Below are 17,280 nucleotides of genomic sequence, written 5' to 3'. Positions count from 1 at the left end.
TTTAGTATGATCCGATCAAATTCTTGTCATTTAAAGGATTATTTCCTCCAAAAGACGCCTTTTGAAGAGCTACCTCATAAAATAAAAGAAGCGGAAGAAACTATTTTAGCGACCCCAAGCGAGAATTTTGAAAGCACTAGTATAACCGTTTATAAAGATAAGGAAATCATAAACTCCATCTTTGGCCATTTGGAAGTTCCGGAAGAGTATGTTAATGAATATCTTGAGCTTATAAAAAGCACAAAGGAAGAAGAAATAGGAGAGAGATGGAAAGATTATGTTATTTTCAAAAATCCCGAAGAGGCTGCTTTTCTAGGTTATAGTGCCAATCAAGAGAACTATGGGAAATGGATGCATCAAACAGTAAGGCTCAGCGTAAAGGGACTTAAAAAAAAGGACTGGAATTTTGATAAGCTTTTAAGATTCTTACGCTGTTGTCGGGAATATGAAAGCCTAAGGCATACTTCAGGAGAAGAAAGAACTCAACCGGGCTGTTCTTTTTTAGGAGGTCCCTATAAGGTTATAGCAGATTTTTTTAAGTCTTATCAGCCTGATGGCGTCACCTGTATCGAAACAAAAAGAGGGTTAACTTTTTTCAGTTATTTAAGAGGGGAGAAAATAAAGTTGTCTTCTCTATCGATTTCGGAAAAACCCCTTATTTATCAGGGTAAAGAGACTTTTGGAGGCATAGACCATACCGATCCTGAAGTAGCAGCTAAAATTATGGAGTTTGTCAAGTCCGGACTCTACCCAAAAGCTTTACAGGAAACAGATAGAGAAGAGCTAAAAAGAATACTCGGAAAAATCTTTTGGTGGATCTGCCAGGCAAAGCCTTGGCTCGCGGGCGATCCTAGCATAGCTGAAACCTTGATTAGAACCATTTGGCAATCAAAAGGCTTTGAAAGCCTAAGCTGGAAAGAGGGCATAATTCCATGGGCAGAGGTTGTAAAAGAAGCTGATGTCGAGAAATTTGCTGAGAACTTTCACAAGTTATTTAATTAACCCGCTTATAGTTTTGAAATCCTATAACAATTGGGTTTCTAGCCAGTACTCTGCTAAGAGCAATGTAGAAATTCCAATCAAATTATAAAGTACAAAAAAACCTAAAGAAATGAGAATAAGCTTTAGAGTAGACCCTTTTTTAGCTCCATTCGCCAATAGTTCTTTCAGCTCATTTCCCTGAAATTTTTTCACAAATTCTGACAAAAAGAGGATATAGGAGACGGTAATTCCAAATACAAGGCTTCTATCCCATTTTTCAAAAAAGAGAAAAGCCAAAGTGAGTAATACAAAGTTGCCCAAAAGACCAATAATTAAACTTTTATTAGCCGCTTTTATGTTTTGCAGAGCTTTATAGTTTCTCGCGATGAAGAAGGATGCGCCTAGCGGTCCTGAAATGAAAGCTGCGAAACCTACTTGGTAGGCGCTCCAAACGACGATGGGTTCATCACTAGCGGTTTTTTCCATTTTTCTTTCCAAATTTTAAATTCCGATATCATAAACTTTAGTATATTAAATGACGATCTTAATTTTCTTTTAACAAATATTTTGTAAAATATAATTTTATTTATAAGGATTTGTTGTGAATTCAATAAACAATGAGAGTAGCCTTTCCTCGAAGTTCTTTGATGAAATTAAACCTAATCTGAAGATTTACGATGAAAACTCTCTTAAAAATTATTTAAAATGCAACGGCGTTTCCGAAAAACTAGAAAGGGACCTTCTTGAATTAATAGAAAAAACGCCTCAGGAGGTTATCGGCGAAAAATGGCAAAATTATGTCATTTTTAAAGATTCTAAAGTTGCGGCCGCAATGAGTTATAGTGCCGATCAGGAAAGGTATGGCAACTGGATGCATCATTCTGTGAGAATTGCGGCCTCAGGTTTCATGGAAAAGGAATGGACATTTAAGGAAATTTTAGAATTTTTGTGCTTCGCAAGACATTATATCGGATCTGATTATTCCTATGGCGTTTCAAGAAAAACATCAATGGAAACCTCTTTTTTGGGAAATTCGCCCTATGTGGCAATATATGAGTTTTATAAAAGCTATTTGCCGGATGGTGCAACTTGCAAAGAAAAAAAGTTTTCGATACGATCACAAAATTCATTCATATAGGCTACATAAATCAAGAAAAAATTAAATTATCCAAAATTTTAATTGGGGACCAACCCGTTAAATTTATGTGCCAAACTCTTTATGGGAGTATGAATCATACGAATGTTAAAAAAATTGATAAAATCATGAATTTTGTCGAGACAAAACTCTACCCGGAAGCGAGTGATGAGAATGACAAGCAAGAACTTATCAAAAAGTTAGGAAGAATCTTCTGGTGGATTTGCCAGGCAAAGCCTTGGAGACTTGGCGACCCGAGTATCGCAGAAATGCTGATAAGAACCATTTGGGCCTCAAAGGGCTTTCCACCTCCTGCATGGAAAGAGGGTATCGTTCCTTGGGTTGAGGTTACCAACGAATCGGACGTTGAGAAATTTGCTGAAAATTTCCATACGTTATTTAAGTAACCCAAGTCTTTTGCTGGTTAAATAGCCACTATTGTTATTAGCAGTTCAAGTTTTTTTATTTTTAAAAGAAGAGATCTATTCACTATTTTGTTAAACAAAAGCCTTAATATTCTCTTAATAGAAATGTTTTAAAATATTTTTTATTTATCAGGGAACATTATGAATAGTTTTTCTATACTGGCAACTGAAGATAGTCTTTCATCGATGCTATTTGATGAAATCAAACCTAATCTAAGGATTTACAATAAGCGAGAACATGTGCTCGATTGTTTAAGGGCTAAGGGGGTTTCAGAAAGATTAGAAAAAGAGATTTTGGAAATAATAGAAAAAATCCCCCAGGACATAATTGGCGAGAAATGGCAGGATTATGTCGTCTTCAAAGATTCTAAAGTTGCCAAGTCAATGAATTATAATCCCGACCAGGAAAGATACGGAAACTGGATGCATCATACTATCAAAATTGCTGCAACCGGTCTAAAAGAAAAGGAATGGGAATTTAATGATATATTAAAACTTTTAGGTTTTGCCAGGGACTACATTGCGTCCGATTCTAGATATGGAGACTTAAGAGAAAATGAGATGGAAACTTATTTTTATGAAAATTGTCCTTACATTGCTGTGTATAATTTCTATAAAAACTACTTGCCCGATGGCAAATGTTGCAAAGTAAAGAATACTTCAGAGAATGATAAAAAATTCATTCATGTAAGCAACATAAATCAAGATAAAGTTAAATTATCCAAAATTTACACCTCGAAAAAATCAGTACGCATTGTGGGCAGAAACCTTTTTGGATCTTTGTCTCATACCAAATTTAAAAAAATTTATAAAATTATGAATTTTGTTGAGACAAAGCTCTATCCTGAAGCCATGATTGAAACTGATAAGGCAATACTTATCAAAAAGTTAGGAAGGATCTTCTGGTGGATCTGCCAGGCAAAGCCTTGGAGACTTGGCGACCCGAGTATCGCAGAAATGCTGATCAGAACCATTTGGGCTTCAAAAGGCTTTCCTCCTCCTGCATGGAAAGAGGGGATCGTTCCTTGGGTTGAGGTTTCAAATGAACCCGATGTCGAGAAATTTGCTGAAAACTTTTATAACTTATTTAAGTAAAGTCAAGATGTCTTGGTTATTACTTCAAATTATTTTGCTTTAGAGATATAATCTAAAAATCATTTTTTTACTAGATTACTTATGCACGCCGTTCCCCTATGGAAAAAGTTATTAAAACAGAACTTTTCCTCTATCGAAAAATTAATGGACTTCCTAGAGCTCGATTCTGAAAATCGGGATAAGGTGCTGCTTAAATCTTCTTTTATTTTGAATTTACCTATTCGACTTGCTGAGAAGATAGAGAAAAACTCACTCGATGACCCTATTGGAAGACAGTTTATTCCCTTGAAAGAAGAAAACAAGGTTGGAGAAGATTGCAAAGAAGATCCGGTTAACGATTGCACTTTTCAGTTAAGTCCAAAGCTTCTTCAAAAATATCAAAGCCGCTCTCTTTTAATCACGACAAGCGCTTGCGCGATGCATTGCCGCTACTGCTTTAGAAGAAATTACCCTTACGAGACAAGTAAAAGCGATTTTGATTTTGAGATTGAGTCTATAAAGAAATCTTTTTCTCAAAAAGAAGTAATCTTAAGCGGGGGAGACCCTCTTTCTTTATCAAATGAGAAGTTAAGAGGTCTTTTGAAAGAGCTAGAATCTCTTGAATCTATTCAAATCATTCGGTTTCACACCCGCTTTCCTATTGGAATACCTGAAAGAATTGACGATGAATTGATAGAAATCTTAGGCGGTCTTTCAAAAAAAGTGGTTTTTATCCTCCATACCAATCACCCGAAAGAGCTAGATGATGAGCTGAAATTAAGACTTTCACATCTTCTTGAAAAGAAAATTACACTATTAAATCAAACGGTCTTGTTAAAAGGCGTCAATGATTCCGTTAATATTCTTGAAGAGCTTTCCTGGAAACTGATCTCACTTGGTGTTCTTCCCTACTACCTTCATCAGTTAGACCCGGTTAAAGGGGGGAGCCATTTTAAAGTAACTGAAGAAAAAGGGAAGGAAATAATATCGGAATTAAAAAAAAGAGTTCCGGGTTATCTTGTTCCAAAATTTGTAAGAGAAATCCCTGGAGAACTCTCTAAAACAATTATTTTATAGAATTAATTAATTAATTTTGATAAAATTCAATCCAAATTTACATATTTAATAGAAATTAATTACTTTAATAAGGGTTTTAAATGTCTGCTTCTAATTTTGATACTATAAGAGAAATTAAAGACCCCGCTATTTTGAATACTTTAGAAAGTCTAGACCCGCCTCCTCCTCCAAAAGTAAACTGTTTCCGCATTAAAGAAGCTGCTGAAAAAGCCTTTTTTATTTTGAGTTTATGTTTAACCGCTTCTCTTATTATCTCAGCGAGTTTAACCTTGGTTCATGCAGCAGCTCCCATTGCCCTTGTGGCTTTAACCGTGAGTTCAATTGCTCTTGGCGTCCTTCTCTTTTTAAAAGGCTGGCAGCTTATAACCCCTCATTTGCCAAGACCAATTAGATTAATGGCTAATAATGTCCAATCAGTATTCCTAGGCTTTTTATCCATCCTGGCTCAAATGGTTGTGGCGCCGATTGATTTAACAAAAGCCAATCCTAAGACCAGGAAAGAATGCAATCCTCATCAAACGCCGATTTTGATGATTCATGGATACTTAGGATCTAGTAACAATTGGATTTACCATCGGCACATTCTAAAAAACGCAGGCTTTGATAATTTATTTACCATCAATCTCGGCGGGCCTTTCCAGTCTATCGATGACTATTCCAAAGCGGTTCTTCAAATGGTTATAGAAATTCAAAAATTGACGGATCGAAAGGATCTTAAAATTTTTGTCCATTCCATGGGAGGTCTTGTGGGTGAGAAGTTTATACAGGACTATGCGGAATCTATTGGCTGTGAAGTGACTCACTTTGTTTCTATGGGCACTCCTTTTGACGGGACTTATGCCGCCTATTTGCCTCTTGGTTTATCTGAGAGCGCCAATCAAATGAAACCTTTTTCTGATTTTGTTACGGAGCTAAAAAAGAATGCCTCTGAAAAGGAGGTCGAAACAAGATACCTTCACATGCATAGTGAAGTCGATTTTGTAATTTGGCCAAGAGAGTCTGCAAAACATGGGGGTTCTAAAAATGCCACTAGCCAAGTTTTAAATGCTACAGGGCACGTCCCATTCCTTTTTTCGGATACAGCGGCAAATTCGGCAATAGAATTCTTTTCAACTTAAATCTCGTCCTTACATTCTTTCAACGGTTTCAACACCAAGGATGAATAGCCCTTGCTTCAAGGTTTTGGCAGCCGCTTCCGCAAGCAAAAGCCTTGACTTTTCTTGGCTCGTCCCTTCAACTCTGCAATCTCTAAAAAAAGCGTTAAAGTGATTTGAAAGACCATAAAGGTATTCTGTCAGCCTATTGGGCAAAAGATCAACACTTACTTGTTCTAATACATCGCCAAACTGCGTTAAATGAAGGCTTAAAGCAATTTCGCTTGGGTGGGAGAGTTCAAGGTCTGTTTTTTCCTGAATGAGCTGAGGGTCAATCCCAACTTTCCTCTTAATGCTTTGAATGCGTACATATGAATACATAAGATAGGCTGCCGTATTTCCTTCAAAACGAAGCATCCTGTCATAGCTAAATACATAGTCGCTTGTCCTATGCGAAGATAAATCGGCGTATTTAACAGCGCCAATACCAAGCTTTTTGGCTAACTCTTCTTTTTCAGAAGGAGTCATCTCAAGGTGGCGCTCTTCAATTAAGAGCCTTGCTTTCTCAATAGCTTTATTTAGAAGATCAATTAATTTCTCAGTTTCGCCAGACCTCGTTTTAAACTTCTTGCCATCCGGGCCTAAAACCAATCCAAAAGGGACATGATCTACTTTTGTCTTAGTTCTGTCAAGATAGCCGGCAGCTTCCGCTGCTTTAAAAATCATGTTGAAGTGAAGGCTTTGTCCGGCATCTGTCACATAAATAATGCGGTCTGCTTTTTCATCTTGAATTCGCTGTCTAATGGCCGCAAGGTCGGTTGTGGCATAGAGATAGCCGCCGTCTTGTTTTTGGATAATTAAAGGTTGTGTTGTGCCGTCACGGCTTGCAAACCCTTCAAGAAAAAGACATTTTGCCCCTTCAGAGACAGTCACAAGTCCCTTTTTCTCAAGATCCTCAACGATAGACTTTAAAAGCGGGTTATAAAAAGATTCGCCGCGGTCTTTAATAGAAACATCAAGAAGCTCATAAATTTCTTGATATCCTTTTTTAGAGATGTCGCAGATCATCTTCCAAGCTTCCAAGGATTCTTCATCCCCGTTTTGAAGATGATAGACTTCTTTTTGAGCTCTTTTCTTAAACTCCGGATCGGCATCAAATCTAGCTTTTGATTGCTTGTACCAAGCCATAAGCTCAGCTAAGTCAGCGGTTTTTTGGCCTGTTAATATTTCTTTACACTCTTCTTTAAGATAGGCAATTAGCATCCCGAATTGAGTGCCCCAATCTCCAATATGATTGAGCCTTAAAACATCATGGCCTAAGAATTCAAAAAGTCTCGAAAGGCTATCTCCAATAATTGTCGAACGAAGATGGCCGACATGAAGCTCTTTTGCGATGTTGGGAGATGAGAAGTCGATAATGATTTTTTGCTTCGCCTTTTTATCAAAGGTTTCACCTCTTAAAATTTGTTTGATCGACTTTTCAAGGTAATGCGGAGATAAGGTGATATTGATAAAGCCCGGACCTGCAATTTCAAGAGATTCAATCAGAGAGCCCTTATCGACATTAGACGTTATCACCTCAGCTACTTGACGGGGTGGAATTTTTAAAATTTTTGAGAGTTTCATGGCCGAGTTGAATTGATAGTGGCCAAACTGAGGCTGGGTGCTCTCTTTAATGTCAGGGTCAAGCTTAAACTCGCTTGTTTCTTTTGGAAAAGATTTTTGTATGGCTTTTTCAAAAATTTTTTCCAATTCAGTTCTTGGGCTAAGCATAAATACCTGTCATTTCTTAAATTAAATCTCTTATCAATGGAAAGATTTTACAAGTTCTTTTGCAAGAGATCAAGAAGGAAAAGGGAAGCGCCTACCTTTTAAATGAAATGGGCTCTTTCCTCATTTTATATTTATTTTTTAACTTTTTTGCGGCGAGGTCTTCAGCTACAGATTCTGTCGATTTATTCTCTTTTTTGGACATCGCAAAAACAAGCTGCAAGGAATTAAAAATTTCTGAAACGCGGGCGCAAGAATGTTTCGGGTCATAGCCTTCTTTTTCAAATTCCATAACAGCGTTGATAAGCCCCCCTGAATTAATAAGAAAATCCGGAGCATAGAGTATTTCATGTTGATGAAGCACTTCTGCTGTTTGGCTATCTGCTAATTGATTATTAGCCGAGCCTGCAATCGCCTTGCATTTTAAGGTTTTAGCATTCTCTTGGTTAAAAACCCCTCCAAGAGCGCAAGGAGCGAGAATATCGCATTTTTCATGGATAAATCTATCAGGTGCGATGACCTCAGCCCCGAATTTTCTTTTGATAGTAGCGCATTTTTCAGAATCGATATCAGTGACCACAAGATCCGCCCCTTGCCAAAAAAGATGTTCGGCTAGAAAATGCCCAACGTGGCCAAGGCCTTGAATGGCAATCCTTCGATTTTTAACCTCCGTTGATCCATAAAGTTCTTTTAAAACAGCTTGGATGCCTCTGAAAACTCCCCAGGCAGTGAAGGGGCTTGGATCACCGCTGCTTTTTGAGGTTGGGAGCGCCGAGACGTAAGGGGTTGTTTTCCTGATATGAAGCATGTCTTCAGGAGAGGAGCCGACATCTTCAGCAACAATATAAGAGCCTTTAAAATCGTTAATGACCTCTCCGAATTTTTTTAAAAGGTTTTCCGATTTATCTACCTTGGGATCGGCAATGATAACACTTTTTCCGCCTCCAAGACCAATTTCTGCTAAAGCAGACTTGTTAGTCATGGCTTTAGCAAGAAGAAGCACATCTTTTAGGGCGTCATCAAAAGTTTGATAAGGGTAGATACGCACACCTCCAAGAGCCGGCCCAAGAGATGTATTATGCACGGCTATTATACAGTGCAATTTGGAATCTTCATCCATCGCCTCAATGACTTTTTCATACCCCGGAATATCTAAAATCTTTTTTTTAATCATAGAGTCAAAGCCTTTAAAAAAGGTTATTTTTGAAAGAGCCCGCTTGCAAGGCAAAAAGTTCAAACTTGATCTTAAAACAGTTAAAGGTTATTCTAGGCGATCAATAATCTTAATAATTTTTTTTACAATCAGCCCTAGAGGTAACAATGGCAAAAGATATTTCCATTCCGTCTGAACTTCTGGATAAATTGCTTCATTTTTTGTCAGAAAATCCAGAAGCCGAGCTTGTCAATGCTTACCTATACTTTATTGAAAATAAGTTTAAGCTACAACCCGTCTTATACCCTAAACACAAAATTATTTATCAAAGTATAGAGGAAGCAGTAAGGTCAGCTGAAAAAGAGAACCCGCTTTATCGGGAAGCTGAAATTAAAATCACTTTTAGCAAGGAAAGTGTTAACGACCAGACTAAAAAAATCTATATCTGTCCCTTTTCTGGGAAAGTTTTTGGCGATAACACCCATCCTAACCCGCAAGACGCCATTTATGACTGGGTATCCAAATGCCCGGAAAACAATGAAAGGGTAGGCGGATTAAAGGTAAAACGCTTTTATGTTTCAGAAGACCCGGATGTAATTAAGAGCTACCTTGACAAAGCTCCTTCAAAGGCTCCTATTACAAAAAAGGTGTTTTCTTCAGCTCTAAGCGGAAAAATTTTTAACACACCCGAAGCTGTTATTGAAGACTTTAAGAAAAACTACCTTCGCCCGATGGCGCTTATGGAAGTGCAAACTCAAAACCGCTATCAGATAGAAGAAAGCTTTATCGAATTTATTCAAAAGCAACTCGTTGAAGATAAAGTCGCAAGCTTCGTTGAAGCCTTAGCCGATCGCAAGGAATTTGTTCCTCACGTGGAAAGATGGCTGGCGTAAGTTTAACCAAAGCCAATCTAAAGCGATGAGTTCTTATCCGTTAACTATAACAACCCACTCTTATGAAGAAACTTTTGAATGGGCCAAAGAATTTGGCCAAAAGCTTCTTCCTAATGATGTGGTTTGTTTTTTTGGGGGGTTAGGGGCCGGAAAAACCACTTTTATTAAAGGGTTAGCCAAGGGAGCTTCTAATGTTAACGAGGAAGAAGTACAAAGTCCGACCTTTGCTCTATTAAATATCTACCCTGAAAAACCGCCTATTTACCACTTCGATCTTTATCGGCTAAATAGCGGGGATGAGTTTTTCCAGCTTGGATTTGACGAATATTTTTCAAGTAATGGGATTTGCTGTATTGAGTGGGCGGAGAGAATTAAAGAGCATATTCCGGAAGGTTCCTTCCTAATTTATTTAGAAGCAAATTCTGAAAACGAAAGAAAAATCATTGTTCAAAGGAAGTGAAATGAGTCGTTTATTGTTTAGTGAAATTGAATTTATTTCCTCTGCTGCTAACAAAGAACAATTCCCTTTGATTAAATCGGATTCCGGAAAATTACTTCCGGAAGTTGCGATAGTCGGAAGATCAAATGTTGGAAAATCATCTCTTTTAAACTATATGTTTAAAAGAAAAAATCTCGCTCGTGTATCTGCAACTCCCGGAAAGACCCAGCTTATCAATTTTTTTAAAGTCGATAAAGAGTTGGTTTTCGTCGATCTGCCGGGATATGGGTATGCTAAAGTCCCAAAAGAAATGAGAGCGGATTGGGGTCCTTTAATCCAGTCTTATCTCGATGATAGAAAGCAGCTAGCTCTTATCCTTTATCTTTTTGATATGAGACGGGATCCAACGGATGAAGACAGGGAGCTTGTGGAATGGTTTAATCGTTATCAAAAGCCCTTTATGCTTGTCTTCACAAAGAAAGATAAAATTAATAAATCCTCTCTTGAAAAGCGAAAAAATGAAATTATAAAGGGATTGCCGGAATCGCCTTACGCCCCTCACTTAGTTTCTTCCACCAACGAAGAAGGTAAAGAAAATCTTATTTTTTCGATAAAAAAATATTTTAACGAGCAAAATAATTAATAAAGATGTTCTTATAAAATTATTTTTATTATAAAATTAATGGTAAAATATAAGCATAAGCTAAAATACTAGCTTTAAAAAGCAGGACTCATGGGAAAATTAGAAAACGAAGAGTTTATTTGTATCGATTGTGAAGCCACAGGTCTTGATGCAAAAAAAGAAAGAATTGTTGAAGTGGCGGTTGTTTCTTTTACCTATGACAAACTGTTTGAAACCTATGAAAGCTTGGTAGATCCTGAATGCGGTGTCATGCCGGAAGACGCCTATAATGTTCATCGTATTAGTTATGAAATGGTGAAAGGGCAGCCCAAGATCCGGGATGTGATTCCAAAACTCCTTGAAATAATAGGATCTAAGACGATCATCGGACACCAAGTTCAATTCGATATCGACATCATCTCAAATGAGGCTGAACGATGCGGCATTCCTTGCCGTATTCAAAAAAATAAGTTTATAGATACTTTGCGTCTTGCAAGGCTTTATGGAGACAGCCCCTCAAATGCTCTAGAAAAATTAGGCATTCATTTCAATGTGCCGAATGAAGGCGCTCATAGGGCTATGAATGATGTGATGGTCAATATTGAAGTTTTTAAACATCTTTCGAGACGTTATTTAACTCTTGAAAAGCTCTTCGAAGTCTTATCTCGTCCTATCTTAATGAAAGCTATGCCTCTTGGCAAATATAAGGGGCGCCCCTTTAGGGATATTCCTTTGCAATACCTTCTTTATGCCGCTAAAAAAGATTATGATCAGGATCTTCTCTTTTCTTTAAGGAATGAAATTAAACAAAGGAAAAAAGGCGGCCTTTTCCAACAAGCCTCTAACCCTTTTCAGAAACTTTTTTCATAAGTTTGCTTAGAATTAAGAAAATAGGGTAGTGTCGAAATAAGACTTAAGACCCTAACTTTTCTCTTTAGATTCTATTTCACTTGGTAACTTCAAAAATAATAAAAGACAATAGCTTGTCTTTTAAGCTTCATCATCTTTTATAATTAATATTTAAAAAGGTTTTTGCTTTAAATTTTTTATTCGATTTTTATCCTTTAAAACAGTTAAAAGATGAGTTTGTTTTTTTATTGAGGAACCCTAAGGTAAATCATGCTTACAGGAAAAGAAGGCTCTTTCGATTTGCAAAAAAGCTCATTTGAAGTGAAAGTTGGGCTTGCAGGTATGTTAAAGGGAGGTGTCATAGTAGATGTCACAACAGCTGAAGAGGCTCGTATGGCAGAAGAAGCCGGCGCGATAAGTGTCCTTGCAGTGAGCCCGTCTAAAGACTTTTCTTATCCCGAACGTATGATTAACCCGGAAGCTATTCAGAGAATCCAAGAAGCTGTTTCCATCCCCGTTATGGTGGAATGTTGCATTGGCCATACGGTAGAAGCTCAAATTTTAGAGGCCTTATTTGTTGATTTTATTGGGGAAAGTGAAAAGCTAACCTCTGTAGATGAAACGCATCATATTGATAAGCACGCTTTTCGAATTCCTTTTTTTTCTTCGGCAAGAAATCTAGCCGAGTGTTTAAAAAGAGTGGCTGAAGGAGCATCTTTAATACGTACTTATACTCCTAAAGGGCAATTGAATCTTGCTCAAATAGTAGGTCAGCTAAGGGCTATCCGCCGAGAAATTAAGTGGCTTGCTTCCCTAGATTCCCAAGATCTTTTAGGAGAGGTTGAAAGGATGGGAGTGCCTTATCGGTTAATTAAGCAAGTCTCTCAAACAGGCGAGCTTCCAGTCCCCCTTTTCGCCTCGTATGGGGTTTTGAATGCTGCAGACGCAGCTCTTGTCCTCCGTCTTGGCGCTCAAAGCTTATTTATCGATTCTGAGATTTTTAAAAATAGCAATCCTTTAAAAGCCCTTTGTTCTATCGTGTCAGCTGTGAATCATGCAAACAACCCTGAAATCCTTGCCAAAATAGCTATGGGTAAATTCTGCGACATCGATAAGACATTAAGGTTACTATCAAGAGACCAAAGTATTTGATTAAAAGGGGTAAAAATGGCTTCCGTCCTAAACCTTTTGGGTTCTTTAAGTTCTTTAAATGAACTTCAAAGCGAGGACATGAAATTAAGTCAAAAAATTGAGCTGAAAAAAGAAGCCATTGAAATTATTTTTTCAGCCTTTTTTAGGCTTGCTCCTAAAACTTTCTACGAACAGGGTCAATTTTATGAAAAGATTAAAAATTATGAGACCTTTATTTCTTTAATAGATGATCTTCCTCCTTCTTTTCGAACTTTTTGGAGTAATGCGGAGAATCAGAAAACTTTTAAGGAAATTGCTCTTGTCTTCCATAAGACCTTTAATGAAATAGCTGCTAAAGATGGCCCTGATTACCGGTTTGAGAAGACCTCTGCTGCAAAGCTTGCCATGCAAGTCTATGAGGAAGAAACACGACTTGCTTCTTATTTTGAGGATAAAAGTTCAAAAAGAGCCTCTTACGAATATTTAGTTGATAGATTATCAGGTGCCGTAATTGATAAGCCTTCCGCTAACTGGACTCAAATTGTAAGGCAGGAGAGAGACAAGGTTGGGGCTAAAGCTTTGGAGTTATTCGGCTCTTTTAATCGGGCGATTTTGAATTTTAAATTTAAAATCGGCTCTGAGATTCTTGGAGTGGAAGAGGAAGAGACTAATTTAGGCTCCATAAACTTAGAGATGAAACCCTCTTTTACAAATAAAGGGGCTATTATTTTTAATTTGACCTCAGAAGATGAAGATAAATTTTCTCAATATAAGGGAATTTTTAAAGAAAGGGGTTCTTATTTAGTATTGCAAAGCCTTACAGAATATAACAGTGTGGGAAAAAGGCACAAGATCGATAAACAGTATCTTGACCAGCATCTCATTCAATTCTTTTTAGGTTTTTTTATTTCTTATAAGAGCGACACGAAAACCTTATTAATTCCTTTTGACGCTCTTGAGAAATTTGGGGGATTAAGGGATTTGCTTACGGTATACGGCTTTAAGTTATATAAAAATCAAAAAAAATATCTCTACGGAATAAAAAAAGAAGCTGCTGAAAACCTTTTTACTGAAGAAGCCTGTGTCTTAAAAATCGGACATCAGATTAAAAATTATTCTTTCACTTCTTCTAGGGTTGAAACAGCAGAGGAACATAAAGGGTTAATAGAGGAATCTGAAGATGTATTTATTAAGTTCACTTAGCGCTACGACAGAGCTTTCAAGAAAAGAGCAAGTCCTTATGCTACAATTTGAACAAAAACGAGACTGTGCCCATCACCTTCTGCAACATCTCTCCATCATCCCTGTTTTTACCTATACCCACCAGCTTGCCTTTCAAGAAATTATACGCACTAAAAATTATAGTGACCTTAATTCATTAAGGAAGACTAAGAATTTTGCCTTTCATTTGAGACAGGATAATCTTGAAAAAACCGTGCAAATTGCTAGAAGATGCCAAGAACTTTTTCTAAAGTTAAAGACAGAGCCGCTTACTTCCGAAGAATTCATAGGAGAGTTATTTAAAGAGGAGTTTGAAGAAGCCGATAGGCTTAATAAAGCTAAAAATAATCGCTATCAAGCGGCTTTATTCATTGATTATCTTACGAGCAATCAAGATCTTGTTCCTTCAGAAGATGCTAAAAGCAGGATGAAAGCTTTAATAGCAAGCTTAGGTAAAGACTTAGGGACGATTTTTGCTAAGCTATTAAGCCCTGCCTATATGTTTAAACAACTAGAGCCCATCAGCAAGAAAGAATTTTTATTTGGCGCAAGGCCTGATTTTACTATTAAAAATAAACTCCTTTTCACGCTCAGTGTTAAAGAAGAGCTGCTTGAGGGGGAAGCGGTTTACGAAGGAGAGCTTCTATTTGATGAGTTAGGTTGTGTGCAGTTAACAGAACTTGCCATGAAAACTTCACCCTTTTTATCAACAAAAGATTTACAAAAAAAACTGATTGAAGTCCTTGCTGCCATTTTTGCTTCAAAAATTCCGGAATGTTCTTTTCTTGTCTTTCCAAAATCTATTTTAGGCGAAGAGCTTCTTTCCCTATGCTATGAATCTGGATTTCCGGAAGCTAGCCCCTACGAAAAGACAATCTCCATCCCTCTTTCAAGGGCTAAAGAATTTTTTGAAACGTCATCACTTGGCCAAAAAATTTATAATAATTTATTTACTGTGCCGAACTCCCTAAAAATTTAAAAAGACAAAATAAGGAATTTAGGCTAAACTATTCCTTTAAAATTTTAGATTTAATAGTTATGGATATCAATCATCTTTTTGAAAGTTTCGCTCACGCGATCACCTTTTGGGTGGTTTTCCCGGTCCTCATAAGCCTCGGAATTTTCTTGAGTATTAAACTAAAATTTCCGCAACTGACTAAAATTTCCTACGGCTTCCGCTCGATTCTTAAAGATGACGGAAAGGGTCAAGGAAATATCACTCATTTTGAGGCCATCGCTACAGTACTTGCTGGAAACCTTGGAACCGGTAACATCTCAGGGATGGCCGTGGCTCTTGGAACAGGCGGGCCTGGCGCTCTTATTTGGATGTGGGTCATGGCTTTTTTTGGCGCTATTTTGCAGTATTCCGGCTGTCTTTTAGGCGGTTTTTATAGAAAGCAAAATGATCAAGGCGAGTTTCTTGGCGGCCCCATGTACTACATTGAAAAGGGGATGAAGAAAAAGAGTTTAGCCATTTTATTTTCCGTATTTAGCTTATTAACCGCTTTTAGCTGCGGTAATTTCGTTCAGGTAAATTCTCTCTCTCTTCCTTTGCAGGAAATTGGCTGGAACCCTTTTCTTATTAGCCTAATTGTAGCAGCAGCGGTAGGTTATGTGATTATAGGAGGAGGCCATAGGGTTGCTCTTATCGCATCAAAAGTAGTTCCCTTTATGGCAACGCTTTATCTTTTGGTAGCTTTTTTAATCTTGGGCTACAACTTGGATAAAGTTCTGCCTGCTTTTTCTCTTCTTTTCAGAAGCGCCTTTGATTTTTCTTCCATTTTTGGCGGTGCTATGGGCTTTGGTATGGCAAGAGCGCTCTCTACAGGTTTTGAAAGAGGCATTTTTGCAACGGATGCCGGAACCGGCATTGCCCCGATACTCCAAGCCAACGCAAAAGCAAAAAGCCCTGTTATGGAAGGGATTATTGCTATGGTAGCCCCTTTTATTGTGCTTATCATCTGCACACTTACAGGACTTGTTCTTATTGTCACAGGGGCTTTTGAAGTTCCCGGATTGAAGAGCACCCTTATGTGCACTTATGCCTTTGAAAAAGGGGTCGGGCATGAGATGGGCGCTTATGTAGTTGTGATATCTCTTATTTTGTTTGCATATACAACCATTCTCGCTTGGGCATTTTGCGGAGAAAAGGCCGTAGAGTATTTATTTGACCGAAAAAAAATTTCATTCTTTCGCTGGCTTTATGTAGGTTTGATCCCGATTGGCGTTTTTGCCAAAGTTGATCTTGTGTGGCATTTAGCCGATATCACTATGGCCGGGATGCTTTTAACTAATCTTTCTGCTTTGGCTTACCTCTCGCCTTTGATTATAAGAGAAAGCGAGAAGTATTTTGGGTCTAAAGAGTTTCTTGAAATCGATCATCTAGATGAGACCGAACAAGAGACAGCTTAGTTGATGAAGGGGACAGTAGCTCCAATTGCTACAGCTTCTTTTTCAAGAGCGGCTTTTTTAAAAGATAGGTTGGAAAGTGCAGAGTTCAACCCTCGCAACCTAACTTCTTTCTCAACTTTAGTTACAATATCAGGTAAGCCATCCACGATCCCTCCTCCAAAAATTAAAAGAGAAGGGTTGACGGCATGGATAATCGATAAAACCCCGGCTGTAAGCGCTTTAATCGCAAGTTCAATGACAATGGTTGCTAAAGGGTCTTTTTCATTATATGCTTTTATTATGATTTTTCCATCGATCCCCAAAATATCATCTTTGGCAAGCTCGAGGATTCTTTTGCCTTTTTCAGGATGTTTTTTTATAAGCTGTCTTGCGTTTTCAGCAATCGCCCAGCCTCCTGCAAAAGCTTCCAAGCAGCCAAAATTTCCGCAGGTGCATTTAGGACCGTTCATATCCACCACCATATGACCTATTTCCCCGGCGGAATTATTCGCGCCTTCGAGAAGTTTGCCATCTGTAACAAAGCCTCCGCCTATTCCGGTCCCAATAAAAATGCAAGCCAGGTTTGAAAAGCCTTTACCGGATCCATACTTCCATTCACCCAAAGTGGCAGCTCTCACGTCATTAAGAACTGTAATCGGACAATTAAACTTTTTAAGCTTTTCTTTGATGTCTACCTCTTTCCATCCAAGATTAGGCCCAAAAAGCAGTTTACCTTCTTTTTTATCAATTTGTCCGGCAACGCCGATTCCAATAGCGGAGGGTGGGGCTTTTAATTTTTCTGTTAAACCTAGAAGAGTTTTTTCGATATGTTGAAAAACAGGTTCAGGGCCTTCTTTTGCATCGGTTTTAAACACAAGCTTATCTAAAACTTCGCCTTCTTTTGTTTTAGCCACGATTAATGTTTTGGTCCCTCCGAGATCGATCCCAGAAACCCATTTTTTCTTATCTGTCATGCAAAACTCAAAATTTGTTTAGTTTTTATATAATCCTTTTTTTTCTTTGGA

General features: G+C 37.8%; 18 protein-coding genes. 14 read left to right on the top strand and 4 right to left on the bottom strand.

Annotated elements, in window-relative coordinates; genetic code table 11:
* The first annotated feature begins 6 nt into the window (after window positions 1-6).
* Window positions 7-1,002 (top strand): hypothetical protein, encoded by a 996-nt coding sequence (locus tag CSEC_RS09995; RefSeq protein WP_041018312.1) that lies wholly within the window; start codon window positions 7-9, stop codon window positions 1,000-1,002.
* A gap of 21 nt (window positions 1,003-1,023) precedes the next feature.
* Here CSEC_RS09995 and CSEC_RS09990 read toward each other — a convergent pair whose 3' ends face one another.
* Window positions 1,024-1,467, bottom strand: coding sequence for a hypothetical protein (locus tag CSEC_RS09990; protein WP_041018311.1), 444 nt, complete (start codon window positions 1,465-1,467; stop codon window positions 1,024-1,026).
* A 115-nt stretch (window positions 1,468-1,582) separates the two neighbouring features.
* On the opposite strand from CSEC_RS09990, the gene CSEC_RS09985 reads away from it, so the two are divergent.
* From CSEC_RS09985 to CSEC_RS09965, 5 genes are all read left to right on the top strand, one after another.
* On the top strand, window positions 1,583-2,119 hold the full coding sequence (locus CSEC_RS09985) for a hypothetical protein (RefSeq protein ID WP_041018310.1): 537 nt from the start codon (window positions 1,583-1,585) through the stop codon (window positions 2,117-2,119).
* 89 nt (window positions 2,120-2,208) lie between these two features.
* Window positions 2,209-2,523 carry a hypothetical protein gene (locus CSEC_RS09980; protein WP_161780986.1) on the top strand — a complete coding sequence of 105 codons (315 nt, stop codon included), beginning with the start codon at window positions 2,209-2,211 and terminating at the stop codon, window positions 2,521-2,523.
* A 159-nt stretch (window positions 2,524-2,682) separates the two neighbouring features.
* Complete coding sequence (locus tag CSEC_RS09975; protein ID WP_041018308.1) at window positions 2,683-3,636, top strand: hypothetical protein; 954 nt, start codon at window positions 2,683-2,685, stop codon at window positions 3,634-3,636.
* A gap of 81 nt (window positions 3,637-3,717) precedes the next feature.
* Window positions 3,718-4,692, top strand: coding sequence for a KamA family radical SAM protein (locus CSEC_RS09970; protein WP_041018307.1), 975 nt, complete (start codon window positions 3,718-3,720; stop codon window positions 4,690-4,692).
* 80 nt (window positions 4,693-4,772) lie between these two features.
* A complete protein-coding gene (locus CSEC_RS09965; protein WP_041018306.1) occupies window positions 4,773-5,810 on the top strand; it encodes an esterase/lipase family protein in 1,038 nt (345 codons plus the stop codon).
* A 9-nt stretch (window positions 5,811-5,819) separates the two neighbouring features.
* Here the strand turns inward: CSEC_RS09965 and argS are convergent, their stop codons facing one another.
* Both argS and CSEC_RS09955 read right to left on the bottom strand, forming a co-directional pair.
* Window positions 5,820-7,559 carry an arginine--tRNA ligase gene (argS, locus tag CSEC_RS09960; RefSeq protein ID WP_041018305.1) on the bottom strand — a complete coding sequence of 580 codons (1,740 nt, stop codon included), beginning with the start codon at window positions 7,557-7,559 and terminating at the stop codon, window positions 5,820-5,822.
* Window positions 7,560-7,650: 91 nt separating this feature from the next.
* Window positions 7,651-8,730, bottom strand: a complete 1,080-nt coding sequence (locus tag CSEC_RS09955; RefSeq protein ID WP_041018371.1) for a Glu/Leu/Phe/Val family dehydrogenase — start codon at window positions 8,728-8,730, stop codon at window positions 7,651-7,653.
* 146 nt (window positions 8,731-8,876) lie between these two features.
* Here CSEC_RS09955 and CSEC_RS09950 point away from each other — a divergent pair, with 146 nt between their 5' ends.
* The 8 genes from CSEC_RS09950 (at window position 8,877) to CSEC_RS09915 (ending at window position 16,276) form a co-directional block, all read left to right on the top strand.
* Entirely contained in the window at window positions 8,877-9,602 is a 726-nt protein-coding gene (locus CSEC_RS09950; protein ID WP_041018304.1) for a DUF2709 domain-containing protein, read from the top strand.
* A gap of 25 nt (window positions 9,603-9,627) precedes the next feature.
* Window positions 9,628-10,062, top strand: a complete 435-nt coding sequence (tsaE, locus tag CSEC_RS09945; RefSeq protein ID WP_041018303.1) for a tRNA (adenosine(37)-N6)-threonylcarbamoyltransferase complex ATPase subunit type 1 TsaE — start codon at window positions 9,628-9,630, stop codon at window positions 10,060-10,062.
* Between the two features lies 1 nt (window position 10,063).
* Window positions 10,064-10,684, top strand: coding sequence for a ribosome biogenesis GTP-binding protein YihA/YsxC (gene yihA, locus CSEC_RS09940; protein WP_041018302.1), 621 nt, complete (start codon window positions 10,064-10,066; stop codon window positions 10,682-10,684).
* A 90-nt stretch (window positions 10,685-10,774) separates the two neighbouring features.
* Window positions 10,775-11,533, top strand: a complete 759-nt coding sequence (locus tag CSEC_RS09935) for a putative quorum-sensing-regulated virulence factor (protein ID WP_041018301.1) — start codon at window positions 10,775-10,777, stop codon at window positions 11,531-11,533.
* Between the two features lie 249 nt (window positions 11,534-11,782).
* Window positions 11,783-12,664, top strand: a complete 882-nt coding sequence (locus tag CSEC_RS09930; protein WP_041018300.1) for a beta/alpha barrel domain-containing protein — start codon at window positions 11,783-11,785, stop codon at window positions 12,662-12,664.
* Window positions 12,665-12,679: 15 nt separating this feature from the next.
* Window positions 12,680-13,846 carry a hypothetical protein gene (locus CSEC_RS09925; protein ID WP_041018299.1) on the top strand — a complete coding sequence of 389 codons (1,167 nt, stop codon included), beginning with the start codon at window positions 12,680-12,682 and terminating at the stop codon, window positions 13,844-13,846.
* A complete protein-coding gene (locus CSEC_RS09920; RefSeq protein ID WP_041018298.1) occupies window positions 13,824-14,843 on the top strand; it encodes a peptidase M16 family protein in 1,020 nt (339 codons plus the stop codon). Before CSEC_RS09925 ends, CSEC_RS09920 begins: the two co-directional genes overlap by 23 nt.
* 59 nt (window positions 14,844-14,902) lie before the next feature.
* Entirely contained in the window at window positions 14,903-16,276 is a 1,374-nt protein-coding gene (locus CSEC_RS09915; protein ID WP_053331988.1) for an alanine/glycine:cation symporter family protein, read from the top strand.
* Here CSEC_RS09915 and CSEC_RS09910 read toward each other — a convergent pair.
* The gene (locus CSEC_RS09910; RefSeq protein ID WP_041018297.1) at window positions 16,273-17,229 is read right to left on the bottom strand and encodes an ROK family protein; all 957 of its coding nucleotides are present in this window, start codon (window positions 17,227-17,229) and stop codon (window positions 16,273-16,275) included. The two genes, CSEC_RS09915 and CSEC_RS09910, sit on opposite strands and share 4 nt — an antisense overlap.
* Between the last annotated feature and the right edge of the window lie 51 nt (window positions 17,230-17,280).

Source organism: Criblamydia sequanensis CRIB-18, from assembly GCF_000750955.1.
Taxonomy (GTDB): Bacteria; Chlamydiota; Chlamydiia; order Chlamydiales; family Criblamydiaceae; genus Criblamydia; species Criblamydia sequanensis.
Note: the sequence above shows the minus strand (reverse complement) of the source record. Positions and strands in the feature narration are given on the sequence as shown.

Coding starts and splice junctions, on each gene's coding strand:
- yihA (WP_041018302.1), top strand. CDS start 10,064: ATGAGTCGTTTATTGTTTAGTGAAATTGAATTTATTTCCTCTGCTGCT.
- CSEC_RS09990 (WP_041018311.1), bottom strand. CDS start 1,467: ATGGAAAAAACCGCTAGTGATGAACCCATCGTCGTTTGGAGCGCCTAC.
- CSEC_RS09910 (WP_041018297.1), bottom strand. CDS start 17,229: ATGACAGATAAGAAAAAATGGGTTTCTGGGATCGATCTCGGAGGGACC.
- CSEC_RS09930 (WP_041018300.1), top strand. CDS start 11,783: ATGCTTACAGGAAAAGAAGGCTCTTTCGATTTGCAAAAAAGCTCATTT.
- argS (WP_041018305.1), bottom strand. CDS start 7,559: ATGCTTAGCCCAAGAACTGAATTGGAAAAAATTTTTGAAAAAGCCATA.
- CSEC_RS09975 (WP_041018308.1), top strand. CDS start 2,683: ATGAATAGTTTTTCTATACTGGCAACTGAAGATAGTCTTTCATCGATG.
- CSEC_RS09970 (WP_041018307.1), top strand. CDS start 3,718: ATGCACGCCGTTCCCCTATGGAAAAAGTTATTAAAACAGAACTTTTCC.
- CSEC_RS09955 (WP_041018371.1), bottom strand. CDS start 8,730: ATGATTAAAAAAAAGATTTTAGATATTCCGGGGTATGAAAAAGTCATT.
- CSEC_RS09950 (WP_041018304.1), top strand. CDS start 8,877: ATGGCAAAAGATATTTCCATTCCGTCTGAACTTCTGGATAAATTGCTT.
- CSEC_RS09925 (WP_041018299.1), top strand. CDS start 12,680: ATGGCTTCCGTCCTAAACCTTTTGGGTTCTTTAAGTTCTTTAAATGAA.
- CSEC_RS09995 (WP_041018312.1), top strand. CDS start 7: ATGATCCGATCAAATTCTTGTCATTTAAAGGATTATTTCCTCCAAAAG.
- CSEC_RS09980 (WP_161780986.1), top strand. CDS start 2,209: ATGAATCATACGAATGTTAAAAAAATTGATAAAATCATGAATTTTGTC.
- CSEC_RS09935 (WP_041018301.1), top strand. CDS start 10,775: ATGGGAAAATTAGAAAACGAAGAGTTTATTTGTATCGATTGTGAAGCC.
- CSEC_RS09920 (WP_041018298.1), top strand. CDS start 13,824: ATGTATTTATTAAGTTCACTTAGCGCTACGACAGAGCTTTCAAGAAAA.
- CSEC_RS09965 (WP_041018306.1), top strand. CDS start 4,773: ATGTCTGCTTCTAATTTTGATACTATAAGAGAAATTAAAGACCCCGCT.
- tsaE (WP_041018303.1), top strand. CDS start 9,628: ATGAGTTCTTATCCGTTAACTATAACAACCCACTCTTATGAAGAAACT.
- CSEC_RS09915 (WP_053331988.1), top strand. CDS start 14,903: ATGGATATCAATCATCTTTTTGAAAGTTTCGCTCACGCGATCACCTTT.